9 protein-coding genes are annotated in these 14,817 nt (G+C 61.0%); 3 read left to right on the forward strand and 6 right to left on the reverse strand.

The features are described 5' to 3' along the window. Positions 1-51: 51 nt before the first annotated feature. Complete coding sequence (tkt, locus tag ACP7B3_RS24195; RefSeq protein WP_426181363.1) at positions 52-2,109, reverse strand: transketolase; 2,058 nt, start codon at positions 2,107-2,109, stop codon at positions 52-54. Positions 2,110-2,284: 175 nt separating this feature from the next. On the opposite strand from tkt, the gene ACP7B3_RS24200 reads away from it, so the two are divergent. Beyond that, positions 2,285-2,509 (forward strand): DUF465 domain-containing protein, encoded by a 225-nt coding sequence (locus tag ACP7B3_RS24200; protein WP_106579897.1) that lies wholly within the window; start codon positions 2,285-2,287, stop codon positions 2,507-2,509. 156 nt (positions 2,510-2,665) lie between these two features. On the opposite strand, the gene hglS is transcribed toward ACP7B3_RS24200, so the two are convergent. Beyond that, on the reverse strand, positions 2,666-4,042 hold the full coding sequence (hglS, locus tag ACP7B3_RS24205) for a 2-oxoadipate dioxygenase/decarboxylase HglS (protein ID WP_426181367.1): 1,377 nt from the start codon (positions 4,040-4,042) through the stop codon (positions 2,666-2,668). A 290-nt stretch (positions 4,043-4,332) separates the two neighbouring features. On the opposite strand from hglS, the gene ACP7B3_RS24210 reads away from it, so the two are divergent. Further along, positions 4,333-5,742, forward strand: coding sequence for an OprD family outer membrane porin (locus ACP7B3_RS24210; protein ID WP_145166144.1), 1,410 nt, complete (start codon positions 4,333-4,335; stop codon positions 5,740-5,742). Positions 5,743-5,888: 146 nt separating this feature from the next. Then, positions 5,889-8,522, forward strand: a complete 2,634-nt coding sequence (locus ACP7B3_RS24215) for an MGH1-like glycoside hydrolase domain-containing protein (RefSeq protein ID WP_426181371.1) — start codon at positions 5,889-5,891, stop codon at positions 8,520-8,522. 1,081 nt (positions 8,523-9,603) lie between these two features. On the opposite strand, the gene nuoN is transcribed toward ACP7B3_RS24215, so the two are convergent. Genes nuoN through nuoK form a run of 4 tightly spaced genes read right to left on the reverse strand, consistent with a single transcriptional unit; the run spans position 9,604 to position 14,815 of the window. Continuing rightward, the gene (gene nuoN, locus ACP7B3_RS24220) at positions 9,604-11,067 is read right to left on the reverse strand and encodes an NADH-quinone oxidoreductase subunit NuoN (RefSeq protein ID WP_145164678.1); all 1,464 of its coding nucleotides are present in this window, start codon (positions 11,065-11,067) and stop codon (positions 9,604-9,606) included. Positions 11,068-11,074: 7 nt separating this feature from the next. Beyond that, positions 11,075-12,607 carry an NADH-quinone oxidoreductase subunit M gene (gene nuoM / locus ACP7B3_RS24225; RefSeq protein ID WP_106579875.1) on the reverse strand — a complete coding sequence of 511 codons (1,533 nt, stop codon included), beginning with the start codon at positions 12,605-12,607 and terminating at the stop codon, positions 11,075-11,077. A gap of 49 nt (positions 12,608-12,656) precedes the next feature. Then, positions 12,657-14,510 carry an NADH-quinone oxidoreductase subunit L gene (gene nuoL, locus ACP7B3_RS24230; RefSeq protein WP_145164680.1) on the reverse strand — a complete coding sequence of 618 codons (1,854 nt, stop codon included), beginning with the start codon at positions 14,508-14,510 and terminating at the stop codon, positions 12,657-12,659. Then, positions 14,507-14,815, reverse strand: coding sequence for an NADH-quinone oxidoreductase subunit NuoK (gene nuoK / locus ACP7B3_RS24235; protein WP_003219560.1), 309 nt, complete (start codon positions 14,813-14,815; stop codon positions 14,507-14,509). The genes nuoL and nuoK overlap by 4 nt, the downstream gene beginning before the upstream one ends. Between the last annotated feature and the right edge of the window lie 2 nt (positions 14,816-14,817).

A 14,817-nucleotide genomic window follows, 5' to 3' on the forward strand; every position in this document is an offset into this window, starting at 1 on the left:
TGCCAATCAGGTCAAAATGCGCAAGCGGGCCAGCCGCTTGCGCATTTTTTATCAGGCGTTAGCTATTTGCTCCTTGGCCAGCTTCACCACGTTCTCTGTGGTAAACCCAAACTTTTCCTGCAGCTTGGCCAAGGGGGCCGAGGCGCCAAAGGTGCTCATCACCACTTTGGCGCCGGTCTGCCCGACGTAACGGTCCCACCCCAGCGGGCCGGCTTGTTCCACGACGACCCGGGCTTTTACCGCCGGCGGCAACACGCTGTCGCGGTATGCCTGGTCCTGCTCTTCGAACAGTTCCCAGCTGGGCATCGACACCACCTGCGCAGCAATGCCTTCGCTTTTCAACTGCTCATAAGCCGCAACCGCCAGGCTGACTTCACTGCCCGTCGCCAGCAGCAGGACTTTGGGGTTGTCCGCGCCCGCCAGGACATAAGCGCCCTTGGCCGCACCGGACGCCGCCGCGTATTTCGTACGGTCCAGGGTGGGCAGCGCCTGACGCGACAACACCACGCAACTTGGCCGATGGGTCTGCGCCAGTGCGACCTTCCACAGCTCCAGGGTTTCGTTGGCGTCGCCGGGTCGCAGGGTCAGTAGCCCCGGCGTCGCGCGCAGTTGCGTCAGGTGCTCGATGGGTTGGTGCGTCGGCCCATCTTCGCCGACGCCAATCGAGTCGTGGGTAAACACAAACACCACCGGCAATTCCATGATCGCCGCCAGGCGGATCGGCGGTTTCATGTAGTCGCTGAACACCAGGAAAGTCGAGGTGTAGGGTCGCAGGTACGACAGCGCCATGCCGTTGGCAATCGCGCCCATGGCGTGCTCGCGGATGCCGAAGTGCAGGTTGCGCCCGCTGTAATCATCGGCACTGAACCGCCCGGCGCCATCAAAGGTCAGGTTGGTCTTGGTCGATGGCGACAAGTCTGCGGAGCCGCCGAGCAGCCACGGAACCTGTTGAGCAAAGGCATTCAATACCTCGCCACCGGCTGCGCGGCTGGCGACGCCTTTGGCGTCGGTTTCGAAGCTGGGCAGCTCATCCTGCCAATGCTCGGGCATTTCGCCTGCGCGCATGCGGCGCAGTTCATCCGCCAGTTCCGGTTCGTACTGTTCGAGCTGCGACAAGTGGCGGGTCCATTCTTCATACTGCGGCTGGCTGCGTTCAAGCAGCGCATCGCGCAGCACGGTGCGGACCTCGTCGGGCACCAGGAAGCTGGAATCCTCGGGCCAGCCGTAGGCCGCCTTGGTCAGGCGGATCTCATCAGCACCCAGCGGTTCGCCATGGGCGGCGGCGGTGTTGTGTTTGTGTGGCGAGCCGTAGCCGATAACGCTGTCGACCACAATCAGGGTCGGTGCGCCGGTGTTGGCCTTGAAGGTTTCCAGGGCGCTGCTCAAGGCTTGCAAGTCATTGGCATCGGTGACGTGCAGGGTATGCCAGCCGTAGGCCTGGAAGCGCTTGATCACATCTTCACTGAACGCCAGTTCGGTATGGCCCTCGATGCTGATGGTGTTGTTGTCGTAGATCCAGCACAGGTTGTCCAGCTTCAGGTGCCCGGCAATCGAGGCCGCTTCGCTGCTGATGCCTTCCATCATGTCGCCGTCGCCGCACAGGTTGTAAACGCTGTAATCGAACAGCACGCTGCCGTCGCGGTTGAAACGCTGGCCCAGCCAACGCTCGGCCATGGCCATGCCGACACTGTTGGCGCAACCCTGGCCAAGGGGCCCGGTGGTGGTTTCAACGCCGGTGGTCATGCGGTACTCGGGATGGCCCGGGGTCTTGGAGCTCATCTGCCGGAACTGCTTGATATCGTCCAGGCTGATGGCCGGCTGGCCGGAGCGCTTGCCGTGAGCATCAATCTCCACCACACCGGCCAGGTGCAGCAGCGAATACAGCAGCATCGACGCGTGCCCCACTGACAACACAAAACGGTCGCGGTTAGGCCAGTCGGGATGCTGCGGGTGATACCGCAGGAAGCGGCTCCACAACGTGTAGCCCACTGGCGCCAGGCCCATCGGCGTGCCGGGGTGGCCGGAGTTGGCCTTCTGCACGGCGTCCATGGCCAGGGTGCGAATCGTGTTGATGCATTGGGTGTCGACAGCAGTGGCAGCGTGATTCATGAAACCGTTCTCCCTCGGGTGGCGATCTACAGTGGAGGGCAGGGCGTGGTAAAGGTTTGATCGCATCGCCCGCATTACGACGAACGGGGATGTAATGACTCCGGACATGACAAGACCCCTCGCAATGGGCTAGCTTCAAACGCGTAGGCCATTGATCAACTTGCGGAGGTACTCCATGCCAGTGAAACACGACCTGTATCAGGATCTGGGTTTGACCAAGGAAGTCGTTCACGAACGCAGGAGGGGCGATGACCGTTTGAACACGCTGCTCGAGCAATACGACGCCGCCGACAAGGAGGTGCTGGCTTTCGAGTCTTCAGGCGGAGCTGACGAAGAACTGGAGAAATTGAAGAAGAAGCGTCTGCTGGTCAAAGACAAGATTGTGCAGCAGTTGGTGTAGTTGCCGTCCGCGCTCCTACAGGGCGCGGACATATTTGTTCAGAATTGTCTGAGGGACAGAGCGCTTTTCACTGCCTATCATGCGCACCGCCCACCCGGCTCTGGGGACTGTTGCGGCGCAAGGATTGCGCTGGTGAGCCGGGTGGGCACTCTCATTTCATGCCTGCAGCGCCTGGATGCATTCATCCATGGAGCGCTGTTGCGTCTCGCTGTACAGCTTCAGCTCATCAATCGTTCGGCAGCCCAGTGCTTTCTCGAATTCGGCCTGGTTCGAATTCGCCGCATAGTGACTCTGCGCCGCATCCCCAAGGTTGGACTGAAAGATCCCCGCCGCACTCACCGGTAGAAAATCCTCATACACCAGCGGTTCCACGTCCACATGGCCGGCAGCAATGCGCGCCTGGAGTGTGTCCGGTTGATTGGCTTGGCCGCGCGCCGCCAGGCCTTGCTCAGTGACGAAATAGCGAAAGTACGCCAGCCCTTGCTCGCGCATCTGAGTGTGGTTGTCGGGGAAGGCCTCGAAGTGCTGCTCCATCAATTGCACATACCGCGCGGCGTTGGCCTCGTTCGGGAAGGCGCCCAATTCGTCGCGCGCAGCGTTCAGCAACTGGTCGTACAGGGCGCGGCCTTTGGGCGTCAACGCGACGCCACGTTGTTCGATTTCGCCGAAGCGCGCGCTGTGGCTGCCCTTCGCGTCGGTAAAGGCGATCGGCTCGTCCAGCGCTTTGAAGCTGGTCTGGCGGAGCAGGATCGGGCAGTGGCGACGCGGTGGCCCTTCGATCACGGCCTTGGGGGTGATGCCTTTGCCGGGCATGGCGGCCTGCACCTGGTCGATGTCCAGGGTGCGCGGGGTCAGGTGGTTGATGTGCGGGCCCTTGAACGCAACCACGTCGGCGATCAGGCGATGCTGGTCGCTCAGTTGCTGGTATTGCGCGCCGGTGACCGTGGCGGTGTGGTGCCAGCGAAAGGTTTCCAGGGCTTGGCGGATAAATGCATCGGCGTCTTGGGCGTTGAGGCCGCCGTCGCGTTCCGCTTGTTCGATCAACGCCATGGCGCCCGGGGTGAAAATGTTGCGTTTGGCCAGGGCGTTTTCGGCAAAGGCGCGCAGCTCAGGGTTTTCAATCAGTTCCAAACGCAGCAGTGAAGTAAAGACACGGAACGGGCTGGCCTGCAGTGAGCGTTCATGCACGGCGCGAAACGCAGTGGAATGCACCGGCACGCCCGCGGGCGTCAGGTCGTAGTAGCCCACCGGCTGCATGCCCATCACGGCAAACAGACGGCGGATGGTTGCCAGTTCCATGGCTGTGCCCAGGCGAATGGCGCCGTGGCGTTCCATGTCCAGACGCTCGATTTCACCCGTGCGCTGCAACTGCCGGGAAAGCCCCGAATTACCGGCCAACACCCGGCTATTGGTCTCGGCCACCAGGGCCATCAGCGCCCCGTACAGCGGAACTTCATCTCGGTACATGTCGGACATGGCTTTGGAAAAGCCTCTGCGGATGTCGTCGGGGCTGACATGTGCGGTGGTGGGCATAGAAAAATTCCTGATGGCTAGGGGCGTGAACTTGGCCTATCGCTGGATTTTGTTGAGCTTGAGCCAGTGTTGCAAACGAAGAATCCTCTGGACTTCATTCTGCAAATGAATGAGATGACGTGAATATGACAAAAAACCCTGGCGGCGAAATTTCATTTTCACAGGCACTTTTCTAACAAATTCTTCACGAGGAGCGCCGCGGTGCTCATGAAACAATCGTCACGTTTGTAGGGATGAAAACGCCGTTTTGCACACAACGCACATAAAAAAATGTTTAGGGGCCGTCACGCATGAAAATTTCTACACTGGCGTTATCCATCACCGCTGCATTGCTCGCGCAACACGCCTGCGCGGATGACTTCGGGCTCGGTTCTCTGGGCACTGGCACAGGTCACAGTGGCTTTCTTGAAGACAGCCACGCCGCCATCAGTTCGCGGACCATGTACTACAGCGCAGACAACCGCTCGGGGACCAACAACGATCTGCGCGAAGCTGCGACACTGCTGCGCTTCGACTACAAATCCGGCTACACCCAAGGCACCCTTGGTGTCGGTTTCGACGTCATGGCGTTCGGCGCCTTGCGTCTTGATGGTGGCGACGGCCACGCCGCAGGCCCAGGCCTGGCAGGGAACGGCAACAGCTTCTTCCCGACCAAGAACAACGGCACAGAACCGGCCGACAGTTTCGGTCGCGCCGCCGGTAACGTGAAATTCCGTATTTCCCAGACCGAGTTGCACGTCGGCGGTGGTTTGGCCCCGGTGCTGCCTATTCTGGTCTCCAACGACAGCCGTGTTGCGCCACAGACCTTTGACGGCGGCATCCTCACCTCCAGCGACATTCCGAACGTAACCTTCACCGGCGGTGAGCTGAACAAGGCCGAAGGCCGTGCGTCCAGTAACTCCACGGGCCTGAGTGTGGCCGGCGGTACGCGCGACAGCGACAGCTTCAAGTTTGGTGGTGTGGACTACAAACCGTTCGGGTCGTCCGACAACGCCATCGCGAAAAACCTGACGCTGCAGTACTACTACGCCAACCTGCAAGACTTCTACAAACAGAACTATTTCGGCCTGGTCCACGTATTGCCGCTGGGCAATGACCAATCGTTCAAGACTGACCTGCGCTACTTCGACAGCACCAGCGACGGCAAGAATGGCGAAAGCGGTTATGCGTTCAACAACAACGGTGGCTACGCCAAGCACGCCGGTGAAGTGGACAACAAAACCTACAGCGCCGCGTTCACTTACCAACTGGGCGGCAGCAGCCTGATGCTCGGCCACATCGGCGTGAGCGACGACGGCGGCTTCGTCTGGGTCAACCAGGGCAGCCTCGCTGACCCACAGCAACAAGGCGCGGGCGGCAGCGACTTCTACCTGTTCACCGACGCCGTGGTTGGCCAGTTCTCCCGTGCGGGCGAGCAAGTCAACTTCGGTCAGTACTCGTATGACTTCAAGGCCTACGTACCCGGCCTGAAAGCTTCCGTGGCTTACCTGGACGGTACGGACATCAAGTCCAAAGTCGCCGGCGGCCCTGACCAGAAAGAAAACGAAACCGACTTCCGCCTGGATTACGTCGTGCAGGCAGGCCCGCTCAAAGGCTTCGGCACCACCTTCCGGACCGGTACTTATCACGGTCACAACACCGGCACTGCGGATCAGGATCAAACCCGCCTGATCTTCAACTACACCTACGCGATCTTCTAAGCACGCTCGCACTTTTACCGCGTTGAAAAAACCGAGGCCGCCTGATCAGCGGCCTCTTTTTTTGCCTGGGTGGACGAGACTTCATGTGCATCCGAGCGTGGATGGGTTCTACACTGCCCGTCACTGTGTCAGTGATGGAGGACCCAATGACGGCCGCACCCGTAACCAACATCCTTGAAACGATTGAAGGCCAGCGCCTGGCGACGCCAGAGGCCGAGCGTTGGCGCGAGTGGGGCCCGTACTTGAGTGAACGCCAATGGGGCACGGTGCGCGAAGACTACAGCGCAGACGGCGATGCCTGGGCCTACTTCCCGCATGACCACGCGCGCAGCCGCGCCTATCGCTGGGGCGAAGATGGCCTGGCCGGTTTCAGCGACAAGGCGCAACGCTGGTGCCTGGGCCTGGCGCTGTGGAACGAGCGCGACACGATCCTCAAGGAGCGGTTGTTCGGCTTGAATAACGCCGAGGGCAACCACGGTGAAGACGTCAAGGAACTGTACTTTTTCGTCGACGGTGTACCCAGCCATGCCTACATGCGCATGCTCTACAAATACCCGCATGCGGCCTTTCCCTACGCCGACCTGACCACCGAGAACGCGCGCCGTGGGCTTGCGGATGCCGAGTACGAAATCCTCGACACGGGCGTGTTCGAAGACAACCGCTACTGCGATGTCAGCGTCGAATACGCCAAGCATCAGCCCGACGATATTTTCATGCGCGTCACCGTGCATAACCGCTCGGACCAGCCGACGCGCCTGCAGGTGTTGCCCCAGGTGTGGGCGCGCAATGACTGGAGCTGGACCCAGGATGCGCCCAAGCCGCAGTTGCGCCTGGACGGCGAACAGGTGCTGGCCCGTCATCACGAACTTTCCGATCGCCACCTCAGCGCCTGGGGCCAGGACGGCGTGGAGTGGCTGTTCTGCGAAAACGAGAGCAACTATCAGCGCCTGGACGGGCAGCCGGCACCCGGGCCGTTCAAGGATGGCATCAACGATTACGTGGTGGCTGGCGTGCAGTCGGCGATTCGCCGCGATGCGGGCACCAAGGTCGCCGCACGTTTCATCCTCGAACTGGCGGGCCTGGAAAGCAAAATCCTGTACCTGCGGTTTGCGCCCACCGATGCGCCGCAGATCAACGCGCGCAAGCTGTTCGAACAGCGCCGCGAGGAGGCCGATCAGTTCTACGCGGCCTTGCAACACGGCATCTCCGATGCGGACGCGCGCAATGTGCAGCGCCAGGCCCTGGCGGGTTTGCTGTGGTCCAAACAGCTCTACTATTTCGACGTGAACCAGTGGCTCGACGGCGACCCTGCCCAACCGGCGCCACCGCCCGAGCGCCTGCACATCCGCAATACCCATTGGCGGCACCTGTCCAACTTCGACATCCTCTCCATGCCCGACACCTGGGAATACCCGTGGTACGCCTCCTGGGACCAGGGCTTCCAGGCGGTGGCGATTGCGCTGATTGATCCTGGGTATGCCAAGCAGCAGTTGCTGCTGTTGGTGAAGGACCGCTTCATGCACCCCAACGGCCAACTGCCGGCGTATGAATGGCGTTTTGACGATGCCAACCCGCCGGTGCATGCCTGGGCCAGTTGGCGGGTGTATCAGCAGGACAAGGCGTTGACAGGTGTCGGCGACATGGATTTTCTTGAGCGGATTTTCCACAAACTGCTGTTGAATTTTTCCTGGTGGGTCAACCGCAAGGATGCCGAAGGCCGCAACCTGTTCCAGGGCGGGTTCCTGGGCCTGGACAACATTGCCTTGTTCGACCGCTCGGCGACCTTGCCGCCGGGTTACCAGCTGGATCAGGCCGACGGCACGGCGTGGGTCGCGGCCTACGCGCTGGACCTGATGCGGATCGGGCTGGAGCTGGCAAAGCGCAATGTCGTGTACGTCGATATTGCGGTGAAGTTTTTCGAGCACTTCCTGTACATCGCCGGCGCCATCAACTGCGTCGACGACAGCGCCGAAGGGCTGTGGGATGAGCAGGATCTGTTCTTCTACGATGTGTTGCACCGCCCCGACGGCCAGAACGAACCGGTGCGCTTGCGTTCCATCGTCGGCCTGATGCCCTTGTTTGCCGTGCTGGTGCTGGAGCAGCGCGAACATGAAGGCCTGGAAGGCTTGCGTGAGCGGCTGCTGGGGTTCATGCATCACCGGCCGGACTTGGCCAAGTTGGTGTCGCGCTGGAACGAGCCGGGGCAGGGCAATCGCCTGTTGCTGGCGCTGTTGCGTGGCGAACGGACCAAGGATTTGTTGCGCCGCATGCTGGATGACCAGGAGTTTCTGTCAGGCTTTGGTGTGCGGTCCTTGTCCAAGGCGTTTGCCCAGGAGCCACTGGCGCTGAAGATGAACGGCGACACCTTGTGCGCGCGTTACCAGCCTGGCGAGTCGGACTCACGGTTGTACGGCGGCAATTCGAATTGGCGCGGGCCCTTGTGGATGCCGGTGAACTACATGCTGATCGAATCGTTGCGCGAGTTTCATCGGTACTACGCGGATAACTTCTCGGTGGAGTACCCGACGGGGAGTGGTTATCTGGCGTCCCTTGAAGAAGTTGCAGACGGCCTCAGTCAGCGTCTGACGCGATTGTTCCTGAGGGATGAGGACGGGCTGCGTCCATCGATGGCGGGGTATGCGCAGCTGGAAGCGGACCCGGCCAGTCGTGATCTGGTGCTGTTTCATGAGTATTTTCACGGGGAGACCGGGCGCGGTCTGGGCGCCTCGCACCAGACGGGCTGGAGTGCGTTGGTGGCGCTGCTGTTGCAGCCTCGTTAGGGCACTCTCCCTTACTGGGCGCGCGGGGCGTCTCGGATCACGATTGGAGGTGCACGCCGCCTCGGCTGGGCGGTTGATCTTGAGCTTAGGTGGCCCCTGCTCAACAAGCGGATTTACCCAACGACCCCGACGCCTCACAAGGCAAACGGAATCGTCAGCTTGGCCTACAGCATGTCGCAACTGCGTGGGTGGATTGATTCGTTGGCCCTCGCGAGCCACTCGCTGTTCTGGACTGAGGGTTCACCGCGCGTGGCGCCATCGGTGTGGGTGGGTTGAGGGGGGGCCGGGCAGCGAGACCGTTGCCGAGATGCTTGGCGGCCGCTAGATACTAGCCAACCGCCCCGAACCAGTCGGAGCTTGATTTGTCAGCGTATAGTTTGTTGGCCCGCGCGCACTCGGTCGAGTGACCTGGCTGTGGGAACTTTCCTAAAACGCAACCACCATACGGCGGCCCTTAGCGGGGAGATGCCGGACGCGGTAGCAAACGGAAGCGGAATTTTCCGTGATTGGAAGAGGATAAAAGCGCTGCAAGCGAGCAGGGCAAAAGCACCTCTACCTGATGTACTGAAATCCAAATGTGGGAGCGGGCTTGCTCGCGAAGGCGGTGGGTCAGCCAGCTCATGTGTCACTGACACAACGCCTTCGCGAGCAAGCCCGCTCCCACAATTCAACCGAGTGCATCTGCCAGCACCGTACTGCTTTGCTTTTCTGTGGGAGCTGGCTTGCCTGCGATGCAGACAACTCGGTGTATCAGGCATAACCAGTAGATGCCATCGCAGGCAAGCCAGCTCCCACATTGGAATTGGGTTCAGCTTCAAGGATCAGGTCGGCTGTCAGGCCGCCGTGCTCTGCTTTTGATCTTGATCTGCTTTTGACTTTGATCTTAGACGCCCCGTTAAACCACGCTGGCTGAACGCAGGTAGTACGGAGCGGGTAAACCGGCAGGACGCCGGTTTAGCCGCGACCGGCCCTAACCCAAATAACGGATAGGTACCAAGAGACACCTTGCCCAATACATTCCCCCAGAACGCAAAAACGGCGCCCGAAGGCGCCGTTCTGTTTACTGCATAGTCCTAAGCGATCAAACGCCCAGTACCGCGTGCTGCACCAGGGTGAGCAACGGTTGTGGGTACACACCCAGGAAGAACGCGAGCAGGGCGATGGCCAGCAGCATCACGCCACCGGCTTTCTGTTCCCAGTGCAGCTCGGCGTCCACACGGCGCAGGTTTGGCTCGATCAGGTACAGGGTGACCATCACGCGCAGGTAGTAGAACACGCCGATGGCGCTACCCAGCACGAGGGAGGCAACCAACCACCATTCGTGGGCTTGGACACCGGTCGCGACGATGTAGAACTTACCGATAAAGCCTGCGGTCAGCGGGATACCGGCCAGCGACAGCATCATCACGGTGAGCACGGCAGTCAGGTACGGACGGCGCCAGAACAGGCCGCGGTATTCGTACAGGGCATCGGCGTCACGGCCTTTGTACGGCGAGGACATCAGTGTGATCACACCGAACGCGCCGAGGCTGGTGATGACGTAGGTGACCAGGTACACGCCGATGGCTTCCACGGCCAGGCCTTTGCTCGCCACCAGGGCGATCAGCAGGTAGCCGAAGTGGGCGATGGACGAATAACCGAGCAGACGCTTGAGGTTGTTCTGGGTCAGGGCCAGCAGGTTACCGAACAGGATCGACGCAATGGCGATCACGGTCAGCACGTTGCTCAGCACGCCGGTGTTGGCAGCAGGCGAGATCTGGAACAGACGCACCATCACCGCAAACACCGCAACCTTGGAGGCCGTGGCCAGGAACGCCGCCACCGGCGCCGGGGCGCCTTCGTACACGTCCGGGGTCCACAGGTGGAAAGGCACCAGGGACAGCTTGAACGCCAGGCCGATCAGCATCATCGCCAGGCCCAGTTGGGCGATCGGCGCCGGGCTGTTGCTGGCGGCCAGGGCGTGACCGATACCGGTGAAGCTCAGGCTGCCGGCTTCTGCGTAGAGCAGGGCCATACCAAACAACAGGAACGCGGAACCGGCGGCCGACAGCACCATGTACTTGATGCCGGCTTCCAGGGAGCGCTTGTTGAAGAAGGCGTAGGCCACCAGGCCGTAAGTCGGGATCGACAGCAGTTCCAGTCCGATGAACAAGCCGGCCAGGTGCTGAGCGCTGACCAGCACGATGCCGCCGGCCGCAGCCAGCAGGATCAGCAGGTACAGCTCTTCCTTGTTGCCCGGGTAGCCCGTGCCGCCTTCGCCGAGGTAGGCGTGGGCGAGGGTCACGCACGCCAGGGTGGCGACGAGGATCAACGCGATATACAGCAGCGCGAAGTCATCGATCATCATCAGCGGGGTGACCGCCAGTGGCGCAACCTTGAGTGCCGGGATAATCGACAGCAGGGCCAGGTTCAAACCGGCACAGGACAGCAGGAACGTTTGCGAGTGATTGCGGCGCCAGGCGATCGCCAGCATCACCACCACAATGGTGAGGCTGGTGATCAGCAGCGGCGCAAGCGCGATAAAGTGTTGGATCGTGAATTCCATAGCGCTCTTACCGTGCCGAAGCGAGTTGAGTGAAGGCGGTGCCGAACCACTGCTGCACGCCATGCATCGTCGCGGCAGAAGTGTCCAGGAACGGTTGCGGGTACACGCCGATGTAGATCAGCAGCACCGCAAGGCCGAGCACCATGATCAGTTCGCGAGCATCCATCCCGTGCAGGACGGTGTCGGACTTGGCCGGACCGAAGTACGCACGGTGGATCATGATCAGCGAGTAGACCGAACCGAATACCAGGCCGGAGGTAGCGATGGCGCTGATCCACGGCGTGTGCACGAACGAACCCATCAGGATCAGGAACTCGCCGATGAAGTTACCGGTGCCCGGCAGGCCCAGGGACGCGGCGGCAAAGAACAGGCTGATCGCCGGCAAGTACGCGATGCGCGACCACACGCCACCCATTTCACGCATGTCACGGGTGTGCAGGCGCTCGTACAGCTGACCACTCAGGATAAAGAGGGCAGCGGCCGAAACACCGTGGGCCAACATCTGGATCACTGCGCCTTGCAGCGCCAGTTGGCTGCCGGAGTAGATGCCGATCAGTACGAAGCCCATATGGGAAACGGACGAGAAGGCAATCAGACGCTTGATGTCGGTTTGTGCAAAAGCCAGGAACGCGCCGTAGAAGATCCCGATCAGACCCAGGGTCATGGCGATCGGCGCAAACTCGGCCGAGGCATTCGGGAACAGCGGCAGGGCGAAACGCAACAGGCCGTACGCAGCGGTTTTCAGCAGGATACCGGCCAGGTCCACAGAACCTGCGGTCGGCGCCTGGGCGTGCGCGTCAGGCAGCCAGGAGTGGAACGGCACCACCGGCAGCTTCACCGCGAACGCGATGAAAAAGCCCAGCATCAGGATGTACTCGGTGGTCAGCGACATCTTGGTTTTCAACAGGTCGGCGTAGTTGAAGGTAATCACGCCGGTGTTGTTGAAGTTGACCAGCACCAGACCCAGGATCGCCACCAACATGATCAGGCCGGAAGCCTGAGTGAAGATGAAGAACTTGGTCGCCGCGTAGATCCGGGTTTTCTTGCCGTCCGAAGAACTGTGACCCCAGAGCGCGATGAGGAAGTACATCGGCACCAGCATCATTTCCCAGAAGAAGAAGAACATGAACAGGTCCAGCGCCAGGAACACGCCGACAACGCCGCCCAGAATCCACATCAGGTTCAGGTGGAAGAAACCCACGTGACGCTGAATCTCTTTCCAGGAGCAGAGTACCGAGAGGATACCCAGCAGGCCGGTCAGCAGGATCATCAACAGCGACAGGCCGTCGAGGGCCAGGTGCACGTTGATGCCGAAGCGCTGGATCCACACGTGCTTGAATTCAAGCGCGAAGGTGGGATCGACACCCGGTGCCGGAGCAAATGAATAGTCGCCATGCGCCCACAGCCAGAGGCCGAGTGCGAGTTCCAGGGACATGGTCAGCAACGCAATCCAGCGGGGGAGGGTGGCGCCGAAGCGTTCACCCATCCAGCAGAGCAGGCCGCCGATAAAGGGGATCAGGATTAGCCAGGGCAGAATCATGACGGGCTCGTTTCCTTTCGCAAGTTCGCAAAGTACGCAATGTTCATAGTCAGACCGCTACCACAACGATGGCGCCGATCACCAGCACGGCACCGACGGCCATGGAAGCTGCATACCAACGCAGTTGGCCAGTCTCGCTGCGGCTCAGGGCGGTGTGACCGGCCTTGGCGGCACGCGGGATCAAACCGATGGTCTGGTCGAGCGGGTCTTTGCGCAGAATGTGGCTGATAGCAAGGTATGGCTTGACGAACAGCTTGTCGTAGATCCAATCGAAGCCCCAGGCGGCGAACCACCAGGCCGACAGGAAACGGCCAATGCCGCTGTTGGCAACCGCCGTCACGAAGCGACGCTTGCCCAGGAACAGCAGCGCCGCCAGCAGGATACCGGCGATGGCGATGGCGCCCGAGGCGATTTCCAGGCTGTGCTTGGCTGCGCCGCCGGCGTGGCCAGCGCTTTGCGGCAGTACGCCGGCCAGTGGCGGGGTGATCATGGCGCCGATGAAGGTCGACAGGATGATCAGCACCGACAGTGGCAACCAGTGGGAGATGCCGTGGCCTGCGTGTGCTTCGGTCTTGGCTTCACCGTGGAAGGTGATGAAGATCAGGCGGAAGGTGTACAGCGAGGTCATGAAGGCACCGACCAGGCCTGCGTACAGCAGGTTCTGGTTACCGCTGGCAAAGGCTTCCCAGAGGATTTCGTCTTTGGAGTAGAAACCTGCGGTCACCAACGGCAGGGCGGCCAGAGCGGCACCGCCGACGATGAAGCTGGCGTAGGCCAACGGCAGTTTCTTCCACAGGCCGCCCATCTTGAAGATGTTCTGCTCGTGGTGGCAGGCAACGATCACCGCACCGGAGGCAAGGAACAGCAGCGCCTTGAAGAAGGCGTGGGTCATCAGGTGGAAGATCGCCGCGTCCCAGGCACCAACGCCCAGGGCCAGGAACATGTAGCCGATCTGGCTCATGGTCGAGTAGGCGAGGATACGCTTGATGTCGGTCTGCACCAGCGCGGCGAAGCCGGCCAGTACCAGCGTCACGCCGCCCACCAGGCCCACCAGGTGCAGGATTTCCGGCGCCAGGGTGAACAGGCCGTGGGTACGGGCAATCAGGTAGACACCGGCAGTTACCATGGTTGCGGCGTGGATCAGTGCAGACACCGGAGTCGGACCGGCCATCGCATCCGCCAGCCAGGTTTGCAGTGGCAGTTGCGCAGATTTACCGACCGCGCCACCCAGCAGCATCAGGGTCGCCAGGGTGATCCAGAAATCACCGACCTGGAATTTCTGCGGCGCCAGCACCAGCAGTTCCTGGATGTTCAGCGTGCCCACTTGTTGGAACAGGATGAACAGGCCGATGGCCATGAACACGTCGCCGATGCGGGTAACGATGAACGCCTTGAGTGCCGCGTTACCGTTGTTGCGGTTGCTGTAGTAGAAACCGATCAACAGGTACGAGCACAGGCCCACGCCTTCCCAACCGAAGTACAGGAACAACAGGTTATCGCCCAGCACCAGGAACAGCATGCTGGCGATAAACAGGTTGGTGTACGAGAAGAAGCGCGAGTAGCCCGCTTCGCCGCGCATGTACCAGGACGCGAACAGGTGGATCAGGAAGCCCACACCCACCACCACGCCGAGCATGGTGATCGACAGGCCGTCGATGTAGATCGCGAAGTTGGGCTTGAAGCCCTCAACCGACATCCACTGCCACAGTACCAGGGTGTAGTGGCCGCCTTCGGGCGGTGCCACGTTGAATTGCCAGATGACGTAGGCGGCGACAATTGCCGACAGGCCAATGGAACCCACACCGATCAGGGCAGACAGGTTTTCCGACCAGCGTCCACGGGAGAACGACAGCAGCAGGAAACCGATCAGGGGAAATACGAAAGTCAGAAAGATCATGTTCATCCGCGCATCTCACTGGCAGCGTCGATATCAAGCGTGTGGAAGCGACGATACAGTTGCAGCAGGATCGCCAGGCCAATACTGGCCTCGGCGGCTGCCAGGCTGATCACCAGAATGAACATGACTTGTCCATCCGGCTGGCCCCAACGGCTACCCGCGACGATGAAGGCCAGTGCCGCAGCGTTCATCATGATTTCCAGGCTCATCAACACGAACAAAATGTTACGGCGAACCATCAGGCCGACCAGGCCAAGGCAGAACAGGATGCCGGCGACCGCCAGACCATGCTCCAAAGGGATAGCAGGCATCG

Origin of the sequence: Pseudomonas sp. TWRC1-2, from assembly GCF_049896685.1 — a bacterium.
GTDB lineage: Bacteria > Pseudomonadota > Gammaproteobacteria > Pseudomonadales > Pseudomonadaceae > Aquipseudomonas.

Bases quoted from the DNA above. Each gene is read 5' to 3' on its own strand.
- hglS (WP_426181367.1), bottom strand. From the start codon at position 4,042: ATGCCCACCACCGCACATGTCAGCCCCGACGACATCCGCAGAGGCTTT.
- tkt (WP_426181363.1), bottom strand. From the start codon at position 2,109: ATGAATCACGCTGCCACTGCTGTCGACACCCAATGCATCAACACGATT.
- nuoN (WP_145164678.1), bottom strand. From the start codon at position 11,067: ATGGAATTCACGATCCAACACTTTATCGCGCTTGCGCCGCTGCTGATC.
- nuoL (WP_145164680.1), bottom strand. From the start codon at position 14,510: ATGAACATGATCTTTCTGACTTTCGTATTTCCCCTGATCGGTTTCCTG.
- ACP7B3_RS24210 (WP_145166144.1), top strand. From the start codon at position 4,333: ATGAAAATTTCTACACTGGCGTTATCCATCACCGCTGCATTGCTCGCG.
- ACP7B3_RS24200 (WP_106579897.1), top strand. From the start codon at position 2,285: ATGCCAGTGAAACACGACCTGTATCAGGATCTGGGTTTGACCAAGGAA.
- ACP7B3_RS24215 (WP_426181371.1), top strand. From the start codon at position 5,889: ATGACGGCCGCACCCGTAACCAACATCCTTGAAACGATTGAAGGCCAG.
- nuoK (WP_003219560.1), bottom strand. From the start codon at position 14,815: ATGCCTGCTATCCCTTTGGAGCATGGTCTGGCGGTCGCCGGCATCCTG.
- nuoM (WP_106579875.1), bottom strand. From the start codon at position 12,607: ATGATTCTGCCCTGGCTAATCCTGATCCCCTTTATCGGCGGCCTGCTC.